General features: G+C 44.7%; 12 protein-coding genes. 11 read left to right on the top strand and 1 reads right to left on the bottom strand.

Annotation, left to right across the window (positions count from 1 at the left end; translation table 11 throughout):
* Positions 1-78: 78 nt before the first annotated feature.
* The 4 genes from BXY41_RS17660 to BXY41_RS17645 are packed head-to-tail and all read left to right on the top strand — an operon-like array spanning position 79 to position 7,733.
* Positions 79-2,706, top strand: a complete 2,628-nt coding sequence (locus BXY41_RS17660) for an exo-rhamnogalacturonan lyase family protein (protein WP_104438194.1) — start codon at positions 79-81, stop codon at positions 2,704-2,706.
* A gap of 18 nt (positions 2,707-2,724) precedes the next feature.
* A complete protein-coding gene (locus BXY41_RS17655; RefSeq protein ID WP_104438193.1) occupies positions 2,725-5,871 on the top strand; it encodes a rhamnogalacturonan lyase family protein in 3,147 nt (1,048 codons plus the stop codon).
* A 3-nt stretch (positions 5,872-5,874) separates the two neighbouring features.
* On the top strand, positions 5,875-6,924 hold the full coding sequence (locus tag BXY41_RS17650) for a glycoside hydrolase family 88/105 protein (RefSeq protein WP_104438192.1): 1,050 nt from the start codon (positions 5,875-5,877) through the stop codon (positions 6,922-6,924).
* Positions 6,924-7,733, top strand: a complete 810-nt coding sequence (locus BXY41_RS17645; RefSeq protein WP_432765522.1) for a polysaccharide deacetylase family protein — start codon at positions 6,924-6,926, stop codon at positions 7,731-7,733. Before BXY41_RS17650 ends, BXY41_RS17645 begins: the two co-directional genes overlap by 1 nt.
* A 13-nt stretch (positions 7,734-7,746) precedes the next feature.
* Here BXY41_RS17645 and BXY41_RS17640 read toward each other — a convergent pair whose 3' ends face one another.
* Positions 7,747-8,310: a manganese efflux pump MntP gene (locus tag BXY41_RS17640; RefSeq protein ID WP_104438191.1), complete on the bottom strand. Its 564-nt coding sequence runs from the start codon at positions 8,308-8,310 to the stop codon at positions 7,747-7,749.
* A gap of 331 nt (positions 8,311-8,641) precedes the next feature.
* Between BXY41_RS17640 and BXY41_RS17635 the strand changes: the two genes are divergently transcribed.
* From BXY41_RS17635 to gatB, 7 genes are all read left to right on the top strand, one after another.
* Positions 8,642-8,950 (top strand): hypothetical protein, encoded by a 309-nt coding sequence (locus BXY41_RS17635; protein WP_104438190.1) that lies wholly within the window; start codon positions 8,642-8,644, stop codon positions 8,948-8,950.
* 137 nt (positions 8,951-9,087) lie between these two features.
* Entirely contained in the window at positions 9,088-9,522 is a 435-nt protein-coding gene (locus BXY41_RS17630) for a MarR family winged helix-turn-helix transcriptional regulator (RefSeq protein ID WP_104438189.1), read from the top strand.
* A 13-nt stretch (positions 9,523-9,535) separates the two neighbouring features.
* Positions 9,536-10,963, top strand: a complete 1,428-nt coding sequence (locus tag BXY41_RS17625) for an MFS transporter (protein ID WP_104438188.1) — start codon at positions 9,536-9,538, stop codon at positions 10,961-10,963.
* 475 nt (positions 10,964-11,438) lie between these two features.
* Positions 11,439-12,770, top strand: a complete 1,332-nt coding sequence (gene aspS / locus BXY41_RS17620) for an aspartate--tRNA(Asn) ligase (protein WP_104438187.1) — start codon at positions 11,439-11,441, stop codon at positions 12,768-12,770.
* A 25-nt stretch (positions 12,771-12,795) separates the two neighbouring features.
* Positions 12,796-13,089, top strand: coding sequence for an Asp-tRNA(Asn)/Glu-tRNA(Gln) amidotransferase subunit GatC (gene gatC / locus BXY41_RS17615; protein WP_104438186.1), 294 nt, complete (start codon positions 12,796-12,798; stop codon positions 13,087-13,089).
* An 11-nt stretch (positions 13,090-13,100) separates the two neighbouring features.
* Complete coding sequence (gene gatA / locus BXY41_RS17610) at positions 13,101-14,597, top strand: Asp-tRNA(Asn)/Glu-tRNA(Gln) amidotransferase subunit GatA (protein WP_104438185.1); 1,497 nt, start codon at positions 13,101-13,103, stop codon at positions 14,595-14,597.
* Positions 14,598-16,031, top strand: a complete 1,434-nt coding sequence (gene gatB, locus BXY41_RS17605; protein WP_104438184.1) for an Asp-tRNA(Asn)/Glu-tRNA(Gln) amidotransferase subunit GatB — start codon at positions 14,598-14,600, stop codon at positions 16,029-16,031.
* The last annotated feature ends 22 nt before the right edge of the window (positions 16,032-16,053 follow it).

Here is a 16,053-nt window from a genome sequence, read left to right as displayed (position 1 = left end):
GGGCGGTGCGGATTCCTTGCAGGAGCCGTACCGCCTCTTTTGATGAAAAAGCGCATTTGTGCGCAGACGGAGGATTATATGAAACTGCATAATTTAAAAGACAGACAGAAACGGGGGTACACCACCTGGGGCTGCATGTGGAATCAGGGAGAATGCGGAAAAAATCAGTCCTATGTGTTGAAAAATCAGGATGGTACCCAGGCTGCCATGCAGTCCAGAATTACGGCATACTGGCCTGACGGCTCAGTCAAGTGGACGGCGCATTCTGCATGTGCAGACCAGCTTACCGATGAAATCCAGGTTCTGACTGCTGATGGGAATACACAGAAGATATCCCGCAGCCTGATCATTAGCAAGGGGACAGAGGGGATGTTAATAAAAACGGAGGCTTTGTCTTTTTGTGTTCCTTATAAAGGCTCTTTTTTATTTGAGGACCTGACAGTCCATGGAGAACCCCGGGTATCATCAGCAACCCCGGTACTTTTGCTGGAAGAACCGTTTACGAAAGATGAAATGACGGGGCAGATGCAAAAACAGTACCAGGGTTTTGTGGAGGAAGTCACTCTGGAGGAGGAAGGACCCCTTCAGGCAGTGATTAAATACACAGGAGTCCATATATCGAAAGACGGGGACAGAAAGCTGCCCTTTATTATCCGGCTTCATGTAGGTATGGGCAGTGAACGCCTTCATTTCACCCATACGTTTCTTTATGACGGGGACGAAAACAGAGACTTTTTAAAAGGAATCGGCCTGGAATTTACTATTCCGGTAAAAGGAAGTATGTATAACCGGCATGTAAGGTTTGAAGGGGATTTTGGGACGGTTCATGAGGCACTGGCAGAGCTTTTAACCTGGAGGCCGAGGGTGCCGGAAGCAGTTTATTCCAGCCAGATGGCTGGAAAACAGTTGATTCTTCAGGAAAATGACAGAGAAATTGTGGAAAAAGTCATGGAAGATATGCCGTTTTGGGATGAATATGATTTCTGTCAGGACAGTCCCAGTCATTTCCGGCTGAAGAAGAAAATGAAAGAGGAAGGTGTGTGTTACTTAGACTGCCTCCATGGAAGAAGAGCGGGAGGGGCTGCTGGTTTGGGCGGAGAAAACGGAAGTGTGGGATTTGCTATCCGTGATTTCTGGCAGACCTATCCTTCCGGATATACGTTTCGCAGTCTGACAGGTGAAGAGGCCAAAGCCACAGTCTGGCTTTACAGCCCATCAGCAGAGGCAATGGATTTCAGACATTATGCCAGCCGGGGATATAATCAGGTATATTATGAAGGATATGATTATAAGGGGGCGGACCCCTTTGGAATTGCGTCCACCAGCGAATATTCTGTAGCGTTCTTTGATGAAGTCATTCCCAGTGAGGAAGAACTTCTGGAATTTTCAAACCAGGTAAATCATCCCCCCCAGTACGTTGGAACTCCGGAATTTTATCATGAGCACCGTGCATTTGGATACTGGTCCTTGCCAAAAAGGGAAAGCGAGATGGAAATCTGGCTGGAAGATCAGCTGGAGAGGGCCGCAGTTTTCTATGAAAAGGAAGTGGATCAAAGAGGCTGGTACGGGCTTTTTAATTATGGGGATTTTATGCATACCTACGACAAGGAGCGCCACCAGTGGAGGTATGATATGGGCGGTTACGCCTGGGATAATACGGAACTGGTTCCCACACTCTGGCTCTGGCTTTCTTTTTTGCGATCTGGAAGAGCAGAAACATTTTCCCTGGCGGAGAAACTGACCAGACATGCATCCGAGGTTGATGTATATCATATGGGAAAATATAAGGGGCTGGGCTCCCGGCATAATGTACGTCACTGGGGCTGCCCATGCAAGGAAGCACGGATTGCCATGGCAGCTCATCACCGGTACTATTACTATATGACGGGAGATCACCGGCTGGAAGATATCTTTGAGGAACTAAAGGATAATGAAAAAACGTTTCTTACAAAAGATCCACTGGCAGATTTTTATGATTCCACTGAAATGGTGTATAAAAGCCATGCCAGAAGCGGACCTGACTGGTCTTCTCTTTGTGCAAACTGGCTGACCCGGTGGGAGCGGTTTGAGGATAACCATTACCTGGATAAGATCCGTACGGGAATTGAGGATCTAAAAAAGGCTCCATTAAGACTGGTATCAGGACCGGACTTTGAATTTGACCCTGAGACCGTTCACTTACGGTATATTGGAGAACGGGCAGCGGGCGGGACACACCTGCAGATCTGTATGGGAGCGCCTCAGATCTGGCAGGAGATGGCGGATCTTCTTTCCGACCCCATCTGGAAAGAAATGCTGGCAGAGTACGGCAGATTTTATTATCTTCCAAGAGAAAAGCAGCTGGAGGAATCCGGGGGGATTATTGGTGACCGGGAGTTCTCCCTTCCGTTTATGGCAGCAGCCATGGGAGCCTATGGAGCCTGGTATTATAACGACGAAATGCTTGCAAAAACTACCTGGAGTCATCTTCTTCACGCTCTTCTCTGTGAAGAGAATCACAGCGGTTTCCAGACTACTGTGTTAAAAAACTGTGCAAACCAGGAAGAGCTTCGGGAGATTCCCTGGATTTCTACGAACTTTGCAGCCCAGTGGTGCTTAAATGTGATTTGTACTCTGGAATTTATCAGAGCCCAGTTGCCGGAAAGTTTAGAAGAAGCCAATACCCTGATTTCTGGAATGCCTTCTGAAAGCTTTCGGAAAGCCTAGACAGAGGGAGGAATTATTATGATACGGCTGTTATCTATTAATTCACAGGAGTTTACCATTACCTGGGATCCGGTCAATCAGGCTAAAACCACACGTATCTACTGGTCGGACCGGGAAACAAGTGAAACCTGCTATCGTCTGATGACGGAGATTCATAAGACGGATGAAACGTTGTTTACTTTGAAAAAGGCTACTTTCACTCCTCACTATATTCTTATCTGCCACATATCAGAGGATGGATATGTGTTAGAAAAAGAGTCCTTTGTTTCTCCCATTCATTTTCATCAGGAGGAACAGCTGGAGAAACTTTCCAGAGGCCTGATTGCAGTTAAGGTGAAAAATGGAGTCTTCTTAAGCTGGCGTCTTTTTCTGAATGAAGTGACTGGAGTGTCAGACAGAGGAGATGGTCTTGCAGGTGTGGATTTTAGAATTTTCCGGGATGGAGTGAGTCTTTTAGTTGTGACAGACAGCACCAACTATCTGGATCGCCAGGGAACGGAAGCGTCAGTTTATTGTGTGGCACCGGTTATCAATGGAATGGAATCAGAACCCAGCGAAACAGTAAGGGCATGGGAGCATGATTATCTGGATATTCCGGTTAAAAAGCCAGCGGGGGGAGTGACACCATCAAAAGAGGCGTTTACTTATTCTGCCAATGACATGTCTGTGGCAGATGTTAACGGAGATGGAGAATACGAATATATAGTCAAATGGGACCCATCTAATTCCCATGATGTTTCCATTTCCGGATACACGGGAAACTGTATTCTGGATTGCTATCAGATAGACGGAACCCTTTTATGGCGGCTTGATATGGGACCAAATATCCGGGCTGGTGCCCATTATACCCAGTTTATCTGCTACGATTTTAATGGAGACGGGAAGGCGGAAATGGCTGTAAAGACGGCTCCGGGGACCCGTATGACCAGATATGGAGCGGGCGGAGAGGTTGTGGAAGAATTCTATATTACCATGCCACTGGAGGACTGTAAGAGAGGGTACAGTCATAGTGATTCCTATGTGTCGGGATCGGAAGAGTATGAGACCCACCTTTTAGGTTTGTTTGCCGGATGGCAGGAGCAGCCGGAGGTAAAGGCGGGACAATGGCCGGATACTTTAGAGGAATGCTTTCATATCCCGCCCCGCTGGAGTTATCCCTTAAATGAGATCCAGCAAAAAGAGGCAGTCGATTACTTTCTTGATGTATATGCGCCTGCAAGGAGTCCGAAAAACAGATTGAGAGAATGGGAGGGCTTTATTTTTCACGGACCGGAATATTTAACCATGTTTGCCGGTGACGGAAAAGAACTGGATACCATCGTATTTCCATTTGAACGGGTGGATGACGGTCTGCGCTGGGGCGATTATGCCATGCCTCGCATTGAACCATGCAACCGGGTAGACCGGTTTTTGGCAGGAGTGGCTTATCTGGATGGAAAAAGGCCTTATTTTATTGCCTGCCGTGGATATTATACCCGAGCAGCAGTTGCTGCCTATTCATTTTTTGAGAACCGCTTTCTAAAGGAATGGGTGGCAGACAGCGGATTTGTTCCCATGAAAAATCCATTCTGTGACAATCCACATGAGAAATGGGGAACAGATCCCGTTTATGGGAAAATGGCAGGACAGGGAAATCATTCTCTCTCTGTTGCAGATGTAGATGGGGACGGCTGCATGGAAATCATCTACGGAGCTGCCTGTATTGATCACGACGGGACTCTTTTGTACAGTCTGACAGGACTTCTGCCTGACGGGAGAGAAGCAAAACTGGGGCATGGAGATGCCATGCATGTGGCGGACATTGACCCGGACCGCCCTGGATATGAAATATTTGCAGTGTTTGAAGGGGCAGAGAATGCCCCATACGGCTATGCACTTCGGGATGGAGAAAACGGGGAGATCATTTTTGGAAAATATGCCGAAGAAGATCTGGGCAGATGTATGATTGGAGATGTGCTGGAGGGAGTAAGAGGACTGCAGTGCTGGGTAAATGGAGAGGGAACCTATGATTGTCATGGTGTATTGATGAAACATGAGACCCTCGGAACCAATATGTCCATTCGGTGGGCGGGAGATTTATCCACCCAGATTACAGACGGAACGGATTATCTGACTCAGCATCCCACTGGTGTGGTAAACGACTGGATTCATGGCACAATGTTATGTCCGGAGCAAACGGCAACAAACAATGGAACCAAGGGAAACCCGTGCCTTGTGGCTGACATCTTTGGGGATTTCAGGGAAGAGATTCTTGTGAGAACAAAGGACAGTTCTGCCATACGGATTTATACCAACACGGAAGTAACCGGACATAAACTGTTTACACTTATGCACGACACTCAGTACCGCTGTGGAGTGGCGTGGCAGAACAACTGCTATAACCAGCCATGCTATCCTAAATTTTATTATGGAACTGATATGGATTTTCATCGTGTACTTCCTTTTATGCAGCGAAAACCTGTTGTTTTTCTGGCAGGTGACTCCATTACACAAAGCTATTGGGAGGAAGAGAAAAAGCAGACCGGATTGGGTGAAAAACTGCTTTCCTGCCTGGATCATGGCAGCTCCTGTCAGATCAGGCGCTGCACAGAAGGATTATTCCCCCAGGAAACAAGATATGAGAGCAGGAGACTTGTAGTGGATAACTGCGCAATGGCAGGAAGATCTTTAAAAACATTTTTAGAAGAAGGAAGACTGGAAGATATAAAAAGACGAATGAAGCCAGGGGACTATCTGTTTATTCAATTTGGACACAATGATGCCGCTGCTTCAAAAGAAGACCGGTATGTACCTCTTGCGCGGCTTTCTGAATATTTGGAACTCTATGTGGAAGCGGCACTTGAGAGAGGCGGTTACCCTGTTATTATCTCCCCTGTCTGTCTCTGCCCCTTTGATCCGGACAGGAAAGAGGAAAAGGAAGAGATTGCCCGTCTTCTTCCGGCTTACAGGGAAGAGATGAGAAAATTTGCAGAAACAAGAGCAGTTTTGTTTGTGGATTTATATGGTTTATGTGAGGAGTTTCTGTGGAAAGCAGGAGAAAAGGCAGCAGTAAAATGCTACACGGAAGATCTGGTTCATCTATCAGAAATGGGTGCCGGTATCTTTGGGCAATTATTGGCAAACGAAGGAAAAAGATTTATAATAGATGGAAAAACGGAGGTATAAGTGATGGGGAAGTTACATTATGATGAGACAAGAATTACAGATGCCATGAACCTTATTCTGGAACGGACAAAGAGAATGGATATGTCCTGGGACTGGCCCTGCGGAGTGGCATATTACGGGCTGGCAGAAGCCTATGAGGTAACAAAGAATGAATCCTATCTGAACTTTTTAAAGGAGCGGGTAGACGAACTGATGGAACTTGGACTTCCGGTGCTGACAGTCAACACCTGTGCCATGGGGCACTGCCTTATTACCCTTTACCAGGCCACCGGAGAAGAAAAGTATATGGATGTAATCCGGTTAAAGACCCGTTATTTAACGGAAGAAGCACTCCGTTTCGGAGATTACGTCCTTCAGCATACCGTATCGGCTGACAATGATTTTCCGGAACAATGCTGGGCGGATACTTTATTTATGGCTGCCTTCTTTCTCCTCAGAGTTGGTGTCATGACGGGCGATGAGACCATGATCAAGGATGCCTTAAATCAATATTACTGGCATATTCAGTATCTTCAGGACGAAGAAAGCGGGCTTTGGTACCATGGTTACAACAATATCACCAAGGATCATATGTCTGGCTTTTACTGGGGAAGAGCAAACTGCTGGGCAGCCTATACCATGAGTAAGGTGGGACTGATTCTTCCTCAATGTTATCTGTATCCACAGTATTTGGAAATTGTTGGAAGTTTAAATGAACAGCTGTCTGCGTTAAAGGGACTGCAGACGGAGAACGGGCTTTGGAGAACCATTTTAGATGATGAAGAATCCTACGAGGAAGTATCTGCCTCTGCGGGAATTGCTGCAGCCATGGCATTAAAGAGAAATCCTCTTCACATCAAATATGTGGAACGCTCCATAGAAGGTATTCTTTCCCATGTGGCAGCAGACGGAAGAGTGACCGATGTATCCGGAGGTACGGCAGTGATGAAAGACCGGGAAGGCTACCGGAATATATCAAAAAAATGGATTCAGGGCTGGGGACAGGGAATGGCACTGGCATTCTTTTGTGCGGTACTGAATTACGATAAGATTGCAGGAGACGGAGCATTATAATGATGGAAAATATGAAAAATATCTATATCTGCTATCCGGAAGGAAAGCATAAGGCACTTACCATGAGCTATGATGATGGGAGACTGGAAGACAGAAGGCTGACCCAGCTGTTTAACCAATATGGAATCAAGGGTACATTTCATATAAACTCAGGACTTGCAGATCAGGAGGAAAGGCTGAAACCGGAAGAGTGGAGCGAAGTATACAAGGGTCACGAAATTTCCTGCCACACCGTGCTCCACCCAACCATAGCCAGATGTCCGTTGCCTTTAACGGCACTTCAGGTATTGGAAGACAGGCGGGGATTAGAACGGGCAGCTGGTTATCCGGTTCGTGGAATGTCTTATCCAAACGGTTCCTATACGGAAGAAATTGTAAACATGCTGCCCAGTCTCGGTATCGAATACTGCAGAGTGGTAGGCAGCACCGATGATTTTTCCATGCCTGAAAATTTTCTGAAATGGAAAGCCACCTGCCATCACAACCATAATCTGTTGGAAAATGGAAGACGGTTTATTGAGCTAAATAAGACCCAATACCTCTATTTGATGTATGTCTGGGGACACAGCTATGAATTTCCCCGAGATGAAAACTGGGAGCTTATGGAAGAATTCTGCCGTATGACCGGGCAGCGGGATGATACCTGGTATGCAACGAATATTCAGATTGTGGATTATATGAATGCGGCTGCTGCTCTGAAATATACCATTGATGCAGATTTCGTATATAATCCATCGGCAATGGATGTCTGGATCAGTGTGGATAAAACCATTGTGAAAGTGCCTGGCGGCAGCCAGATCATGATTTAAAATCCTTCCCTGCTTACATTTCAAAGAGATGCTGGAACAGGATTTTGGCCCCCATCATGATAAGAATGATTCCCCCGGAAAATTCTGCTTTTGATTTAAAGCGTGAACCGAAAACATTGCCCACTTTTATTCCGGCAACAGAGAGGGAAAATGTGGTTGCTCCGATAAAAGAAACGGCTGGAACGATCTGTACCTTTAAAAAGGCAAAGGTCACGCCGACTGCCAATGCGTCGATACTGGTGGCAATGGCAAGCATTAACATATTTTTTGGATCCAGGGAGCAGTCTGAACATTCCAGTTCTTCTTTGCTAAAGGATTCTTTGATCATATTGATGCCGATAATTCCCAGAAGACCGAAGGCAATCCAGTGGTCATAAGAGGTAATGGCTTCCTTAAACTGGGAGCCAAGCAGATATCCGATAACCGGCATTCCTGCCTGGAAGCCACCAAAATATAAACCGGCAATAACTGCATTTTTCCAGTTCATCTGAGGCATGCAAAGACCTTTGCAGATTGATACGGCAAACGCATCCATGGACAGACCCAATGCAATGATAAATAACTCCAATAATGACATGTGATTTTCCCCCTGTATATGGTATCTAATTATATGTGTAGGAGGGAGAATATAATAAAAAAGACTTATCTGTGTGTACAGAAATGAACACACAGATAAGTCTCGTCTTTTTGTATTGAAAACAAATTAGCAAAGCCAGACAGAAAAACTGTCAGTATGTTGACTTTGCAGGCATCTAACCTGACCCGGGCAGATGCTGACTACTCCCTCATCCTCTGCTAATTCTATCGTATGGGAATACTTATGTCAAGATTAAATCAGATCATCTCTTTACAAAAGTGGAAATTTATGGTATATTCTTTCTGATTTTGAAACCAGGGAGGTAAATAGTATGGATGATTTAATAGCTGTTATAATTTTTATTGTTTTTCTTGGAGTATTGTTTTTCATCAACGGGCTTTATATGAAATTTATGGCTAAAGTGCAGCAAAACAATATTAAAAAGAAACTCGCAAAAGGAAAAATGAAAGACAAGAAGCTGATATATTTTTATAAAACCACAGACAGAAACCGTAAAAATAAGATTCTTGCGTTTCTGGCATATGGGATATATTACCGCTCATTTTTAAAATTAAATGAAGCAAAGTATCAGTTATTCAAAGAAGAAGTAGAGCGAAGAGGATTAATGAACCAGGTATAATATTATTCTTGTCATACATAAAAAAATCCGGAAAAAAGACTTGTATCAGGGATACCGGTCTTTTTTTTTGAATAATAGTTGACTAATCAACTAAATCCTGATACAGTAAGAAACTGAATAAAAAAGGTGGTAATAAAATGGGGAATGAACCTATGAATCTAATGATGCTCAACAGTAAAATATATAGAAATACGCAGAGCTATTTAGACAAAGTACTAAAACAATATGATTTAAGCAGCGGATCGTTTCGCTATTTATTTGTAATGGAGAAAAATGAAGGATTATGTCAAAGCCGGATCAGTGAACTGATTGGCCACGATAAAGCAATGTCTGCCAGAACCATCAGCAGGCTGACAGAGGTTGGCTATGTAGTGAAAATAGAAGATCAATTGGACAGCAGGGCATATAAATTATATCTGACAGATAAAGCAAGGCTCATTCTTCCCCAGATCAGAGAGGAGATAAATAAATTAATAGAACTGATTACCGGGGATCTGACGGCAGAGGAGAAGGAAATTACGTTGTTTTCTCTGGTTAAAATTCTAAATAAAGCGCTTGAATTAAACACATAAGAAAGGGACTAAAATGGAAGAAGTAAAAAAAAGAAATAAATGGTCGGTACTGATTATTGTTGTATTATCGACGTTCATGTCAACCTTAGACAGCAGTATTGTAAATGTGGCACTGCCACGTATGGCAGATTCTCTGGGCGTTACCACTGCCAGCATCCAGTTCGTTGCCACAAGCTATCTGATCGTAATATCGGGTACCGTTCTGATTTTTGGAAAACTGGGAGATATGTTTGGCAAGACAACCATGTTTACCCTTGGCGTTATTGTTTTCACCATTGGATCTCTTCTGTGCGGATTGTCCCATTCCTACTGGTTTTTAATTATAGCCAGAGCCATTCAGGCAATCGGTGCGGCGGGAACCATGGCAAATAACCAGGGAATCGTTACAGAAGTCTTTCCTGTTGAGGAAAGGGGAAAGGCACTGGGACTTCTTGGTACGGCAGTTGCCCTGGGGTCTCTGGTAGGACCCGGACTGGGTGGAATGATTGTAGGAGTATTAAGCTGGGAATATATCTTTACCATTAATGTTCCCATCGGTATCCTTGCAGTAATAGGAGCCTTCTGTCTGCTTCCAAAAACAAAAACAAAGGCCAAAGGCAGGATGGATTTATATGGTGCTCTTCTGTTTATTGTGACAATTGTTTCTTTATTTGGCGCACTGAGCGAGGGACTGAATCTTGGTTTCGGACATCCCCTTATTTTAACAGGATTCTTCCTTGCAGCAGTCTGTTTTGCAGTATTTCTGGCTGTAGAGAAAAAAAGGAAAGATCCCATGATCCAGCTGGATATTTTTAAAAATGGTCTGTTTTCCTTAAGCATATTCTGTGGTTTTATCAGTTTTGTTGCCATGTTCTGCAACAATATCATACTTCCTTTTTATTTACAGGACGTTATGGAATTTTCACCTCAGAAGGCAGGTCTTATCATGATGGCTTATCCGTTGATTTTAATGGTTGCAGCCCCTGTAAGCGGTCACCTTTCCGATAAAATAGGCTCTGAAATACTTACCTTTATCGGACTTGTTTTCACCAGCATCGGGTTGTTTTCCATGTCTTTTTTAAATGAGAATTCAGCCGTTATTACCATGGTCAGCATGATTGGAATTATGTCTGTTGGAATGGGCCTGTTTCAGTCTCCCAATAATTCCCTTATCATGTCCACCGTATCCCGTGATAAGCTTGGAGTGGCAGGAAGCATCAATGCTCTTGTTAGAAATATGGGTATGGTATGCGGAATTGCTCTTGCCACCACACTTTTGTATGGCATGATGAGCAGCAGGCTGGGATACCGGGTAACGGACTATATTCCGGGGAGAAATGATGCCTTTTTATATGGCATGCATATCGTATATATCACTGCATCTGCCATCTGTATGATGGGAGCTGTTTTAACATTTTTCAGGTTAAAGAGAAAAAAAATCACAGCCATGGCCGGGAAATAAATTATAAAAAAACATTGCATCAGGAAAAAGATTGTGATATTATAAGTGAAATTCATTGTAGTGAAGTGTTGAACTGTTTAAAAAAATTGAAAACAGGGCATGATGAAGCTACAGAATGAAATAAATACTAAAAAGGCAGAGAAGGAGACTCTGGCCTATGGATCCGGACAGGAAGATTGCGTCACCGACTGAGAGCGCTTTCACGAGAGACTTGGCTATGGGAACACTCCGGAGCCGATAGATCGAAGCGGCTGGTACTGATTTGTACCGGTGACATGAGTAGGTTTGTCCGTATACATGCGTTAAATGTTTGAGTGGAGATATCTTTATCTCAATGCGGGTGGTACCGCGGGAGTCTATTGCATAGTAGTCCCGTCCCGGAATATGTAACTGTATTCCGGGACGGGATATTTTATTGTCATAAAATATTTCTCCGGAATCAAAGCAATTACATTCAGGTAAGGAGAAATCAATCATGGAATTTATCAGTGGTGTAAAACAGAAAGAAACAGTGGGAATCCAGGAAATTATATCTGGTGATTATGCAGGAAAGACGGTCCGGATGGATGGAAGTGTCCATACCATTCGTGACATGGGTGATGTGGCTTTTATTATTTTGAGAAAAGCCGAAGGACTGGTACAGTGCGTGTTTGAAGACGGAAAAACAGCCTTTGATTTAAACCAGTTAAAAGAAGAGTCTGCAATCCGTGTTACCGGTGTGGTAAGCGGCGAGGAGCGGGCACCTCATGGATTTGAAATCAGGCTTCAGGAAATAACCGTGTTGTCACAGCCGGCAGAAGTGCTTCCAATCGCCATCAGTAAATGGAAGTTAAAAACCTCTTTGGAAACAAAGCTGGGTCTTCGTCCCATTACCTTGCGTAACCCCATGGAGCGTGCAAAATTCCGTATACAGGAAGGGATTGTAAGAGGCTTCCGGGATTTCCTTCATTCTCAGAATTTTACCGAAATCCGTACACCAAAGATTGTAGCCCGGGGCGCAGAAGGCGGATCAAACGTATTTAAACTGGATTATTTTAATAAAAAAGCAGAACTGGGTCAGAGCCCGCAGTTCTACAAACAGACCATGGTTGGCGTATATGACCGGGTATTTGAAGTAGCACCCGTTTTCCGCGCGGAGAAACACAATACAACCAGACATTTAAATGAATATACCAGCATGGATTTTGAAATGGGATACATTGACAGCTTTGAGGAGATCATGGAAATGGAAACAGCCATGCTTCAGTATGTCTTCGAACTTCTTTGTGAGGAATATGCACAGGAACTTGCCATGTTAAAGATCGACCTTCCTGATGTAACCAACATTCCCCAGGTCCGTTTCGATAAAGCCAAAGAGCTGGTATCTGAAAAATATAACAGAAAGATCAGAAACCCCTATGATTTAGAACCGGAGGAGGAAGTTTTAATCGGCCGTTACTTTAAAGAGGAGTATGGCAGTGATTTCGTATTTGTCACTCATTATCCTTCCAAAAAGCGTCCGTTCTATGCCATGGATGATCCGGCAGACTCTAAATTCACCTTAAGCTTTGACTTACTCTTTAAGGGACTTGAGATCACAACCGGAGGCCAGAGAATCCATGATTATGACACCATCATAAAAAAGATGGAGACCAGAGGAATGAATCCCGAGGACATCTCTTCCTATTTAATGATATTTAAATATGGTATGCCTCCTCACGGCGGACTGGGAATTGGTCTGGAACGTCTGACCATGCGTCTTCTTGACGAGTCAAACGTCAGAGAGACCACACTGTTCCCAAGAGATGTTACCAGGCTGGAGCCGTAATCAGACGGAAAGGAGACGAAAAGAAATGGCGCACATCATTGATGATGAAACAATCGAGTATGTAGGCATTCTCGCCAAGCTGGAGCTTGATGATGCAGAAAAGGAAGCGGCTAAAAAGGATATGGGCCGTATGCTTGATTATATAGATAAATTAAATGAACTTGATACAGATGGGGTGGAACCCATGTCACATGTATTTCCGGTTTACAATGTTTTCCGGGAAGACGTGGTGATAAACGGAGACGACAGAGACCAGATCTTAAAGAATGCACCGGAAAGCAAAGATGGAGCGTTCAAAGTGCCGAAGACAGTGGAATAGGGGGAATTAAAATGACAGCAAGTGAAATATTGTCCCTCACAGCGGTACAGCTGGGGAAAAAGATAAAAGAGGGAGAGGTTACCTCCCCTGAGGCTGTAAAAGCCGTTTTAGGCCAGATTAAGGCCATGGAACCGGAGCTTAACAGCTACGTAACCATTGATGAAGAAGGCGCGTTAAAGCAGGCAGAGGAGATCCAAAAGCGTATTGAATCAGGAGAACTGACTGGTCCTCTTGCCGGTGTTCCTGCGGCAGTTAAGGATAATATCTGCATGGAAGGACTGAAAACCACCTGCAGCTCTAAGATCTTATCCGATTTTGTTCCTACCTACAATGCCAAGGCAGTGGAGAATTTAAAACAGGCGGGAGCTGTAATCATCGGGAAAACCAACATGGATGAGTTTGCAATGGGAAGTACAACGGAAACCTCTGCATTTGGCGTTACCAGAAACCCCTGGAATCCGGAGCATGTTCCCGGTGGTTCTTCCGGTGGTTCCTGTGCGGCAGTGGCAGCAGCAGAGTGCTTTTTCGCTCTGGGTTCTGATACGGGCGGTTCCATCAGACAGCCGGCCTCCTTTTGCGGAGTTACAGGTTTAAAGCCAACTTACGGAACGATTTCCCGCTATGGCCTTATCGCTTACGGTTCCTCCTTAGATCAGATTGGACCGGTAGCAAAGGATGTGACTGACTGTGCAGCCATTCTTGAAGTTCTGGCTTCCCATGATGGTATGGACAGTACTTCCGTACAGCGGGAGGATTATGAATTTACCAGGTATTTAACCGGAGAGGTAAAAGGCTTAAAGGTGGGAATTCCTGCAGATTATATGGGAGAAGGCCTGGATCCGGAAGTAAAAGAAGCCGTTTTAAAGGCGGCTAAGGTACTGGAAGAAAAGGGTGCCGTTGTGGAGACCTTTGATCTGGGCATGGTGGAGTACGCTATCCCCGCATATTATGTAATAGCATCCGCGGAGGCCAGCTCCAATCTGTCCCGTTTTGACGGTGTAAAATACGGATACCGGGCGAAGGAATATACAGGACTTCACGGCATGTATAAAAAGAGCCGTTCTGAGGGCTTCGGACCGGAAGTAAAACGCCGTATTATGCTGGGTTCTTTTGTACTCAGTTCCGGATATTATGATGCATATTATTTGAAGGCATTAAAGACAAAAGCGCTGATTAAGAAAGCTTTTGATGAGGCATTTTCCAAATATGATGTAATTTTAGGACCTGCGGCACCGACCACAGCCCCAAGACTGGGTGAAAGCTTAAGTGATCCGTTAAAGATGTACCTGGGAGATATCTATACAATCTCAGTAAACTTAGCCGGACTTCCCGGTCTGTCCGTTCCGTTTGGAACCGATGAGAAGGGACTTCCCATCGGTGTACAGCTGATTGCAGACTGTTTCCAGGAAAAGAATATTTTAAGGGCCGGTTTTGCAGTGGAGCAAAGCAGAACCTATGAGATGCCTTCTCTGGCGGCTAAGGCAATGAGAGAAAAGGAGGAGAAGTAAATGAGCAAACAGTACGAGACAGTGATTGGTCTGGAAGTTCATGTTGAGCTTGCAACAAAAACAAAAATCTTCTGCTCCTGTTCCACAGAATTCGGCGGAGCGCCCAACACCCATACCTGTCCGGTCTGTACCGGAATGCCGGGATCTCTTCCCGTTCTTAACAAACAGGTAGTGGAATACGCCCTTGCAGTAGGCCTTGCAGCAAATTGTCAGATCAACCAGAATTGTAAATTTGACCGTAAAAATTATTTTTATCCTGACAATCCCCAGAACTATCAGATCTCCCAGCTCTATCTTCCCATCTGCCACGACGGATACGTGGAGATTGATACAGCTGCAGGAAAGAAAAAGATAGGAATTCATGAGATCCACATGGAAGAGGATGCGGGAAAACTGATTCACGATGAATGGGAAGACTGTTCCTTAGTTGATTTTAACCGAAGCGGGGTTCCTTTAATTGAGATTGTTTCCGAGCCGGATATGAGAAGTGCAGATGAGGTAATTGCTTACCTGGAGAAACTGCGATTAATCATTCAGTACTTAGGTGCCTCTGACTGCAAACTGCAGGAAGGTTCCATGAGAGCTGATGTAAACTTATCGGTAAGAGAAGCAGGCGCTTCCCAGTTCGGAACAAGAACAGAGATGAAAAACTTAAACTCCTTTAAAGCCATTGCCCGTGCCATTGAAGGGGAGAGAAAGCGTCAGATCGAGCTGATTGAGGACGGGAAAGCAGTGGTTCAGGAAACCAGGCGCTGGGATGACAACAAGGAGTCCTCTCATGCCATGCGTTCCAAAGAGGATGCGAAAGATTACCGTTATTTCCCGGATCCTGATCTGCCGCCCATTTCCATAAGCGATGAGTGGATTCAGAGCATTAAAGAAAAACAGCCGGAACTGCGCACCGAGAAGATGGCAAGATACCAGGAGGAATATAGTCTTTCTGAATACGACGCGGATATTATTACCGGATCCAAGCACATGGCTGATATATTTGAACAGGTTACAGCCATCTGTCAGAAGCCGAAAGAAGCAGCAAACTGGCTGATGGTAGAGGGCATGAGACTGTTAAAAGAGCATGAGATGGAAATGGAAAATATGACATTTTCTGCGGAAAATCTTGCAAAACTGATTGTTTTAGTGGATAATGGAACCATTAACCGCACGGTTGCCAAGGAAGTGTTTGAGCAGATTTTTTTAAATGATATCGATCCGGAGCATTATGTAGAGGAAAAGGGACTGAAAGTCGTTAGCGATGAAGGTGCCCTTAAGTCTGCCATTGAGGCGATTCTTGCTGCAAATCCCCAGTCTGCCCTGGATTACCGGAACGGAAAAGAGAAAGCAATGGGCTTTCTGGTTGGTCAGACCATGCGTTCCATGAAAGGAAAGGCTGATCCGGGAGCGGTCAACCGAATTCTGAAGGAACTGTTAGGTTAGAGGAATCTTTATGAGGAGGAAG

Origin of the sequence: Lacrimispora xylanisolvens, assembly GCF_002934545.1 — a bacterium.
GTDB classification, from domain to species: domain Bacteria; phylum Bacillota; class Clostridia; order Lachnospirales; family Lachnospiraceae; genus Lacrimispora; species Lacrimispora xylanisolvens.
Note: the sequence above shows the minus strand (reverse complement) of the source record. Positions and strands in the feature narration are given on the sequence as shown.

What these genes read in the sequence shown, in the direction of transcription:
- BXY41_RS17660 (WP_104438194.1), top strand. Translation starts at nt 79, where the DNA reads ATGAAACTGCATAATTTAAAAGACAGACAGAAACGGGGGTACACCACC.
- BXY41_RS17655 (WP_104438193.1), top strand. Translation starts at nt 2,725, where the DNA reads ATGATACGGCTGTTATCTATTAATTCACAGGAGTTTACCATTACCTGG.
- BXY41_RS17650 (WP_104438192.1), top strand. Translation starts at nt 5,875, where the DNA reads ATGGGGAAGTTACATTATGATGAGACAAGAATTACAGATGCCATGAAC.
- BXY41_RS17645 (WP_432765522.1), top strand. Translation starts at nt 6,924, where the DNA reads ATGATGGAAAATATGAAAAATATCTATATCTGCTATCCGGAAGGAAAG.
- BXY41_RS17640 (WP_104438191.1), bottom strand. Translation starts at nt 8,310, where the DNA reads ATGTCATTATTGGAGTTATTTATCATTGCATTGGGTCTGTCCATGGAT.
- BXY41_RS17635 (WP_104438190.1), top strand. Translation starts at nt 8,642, where the DNA reads ATGGATGATTTAATAGCTGTTATAATTTTTATTGTTTTTCTTGGAGTA.
- BXY41_RS17630 (WP_104438189.1), top strand. Translation starts at nt 9,088, where the DNA reads ATGGGGAATGAACCTATGAATCTAATGATGCTCAACAGTAAAATATAT.
- BXY41_RS17625 (WP_104438188.1), top strand. Translation starts at nt 9,536, where the DNA reads ATGGAAGAAGTAAAAAAAAGAAATAAATGGTCGGTACTGATTATTGTT.
- aspS (WP_104438187.1), top strand. Translation starts at nt 11,439, where the DNA reads ATGGAATTTATCAGTGGTGTAAAACAGAAAGAAACAGTGGGAATCCAG.
- gatC (WP_104438186.1), top strand. Translation starts at nt 12,796, where the DNA reads ATGGCGCACATCATTGATGATGAAACAATCGAGTATGTAGGCATTCTC.
- gatA (WP_104438185.1), top strand. Translation starts at nt 13,101, where the DNA reads ATGACAGCAAGTGAAATATTGTCCCTCACAGCGGTACAGCTGGGGAAA.
- gatB (WP_104438184.1), top strand. Translation starts at nt 14,598, where the DNA reads ATGAGCAAACAGTACGAGACAGTGATTGGTCTGGAAGTTCATGTTGAG.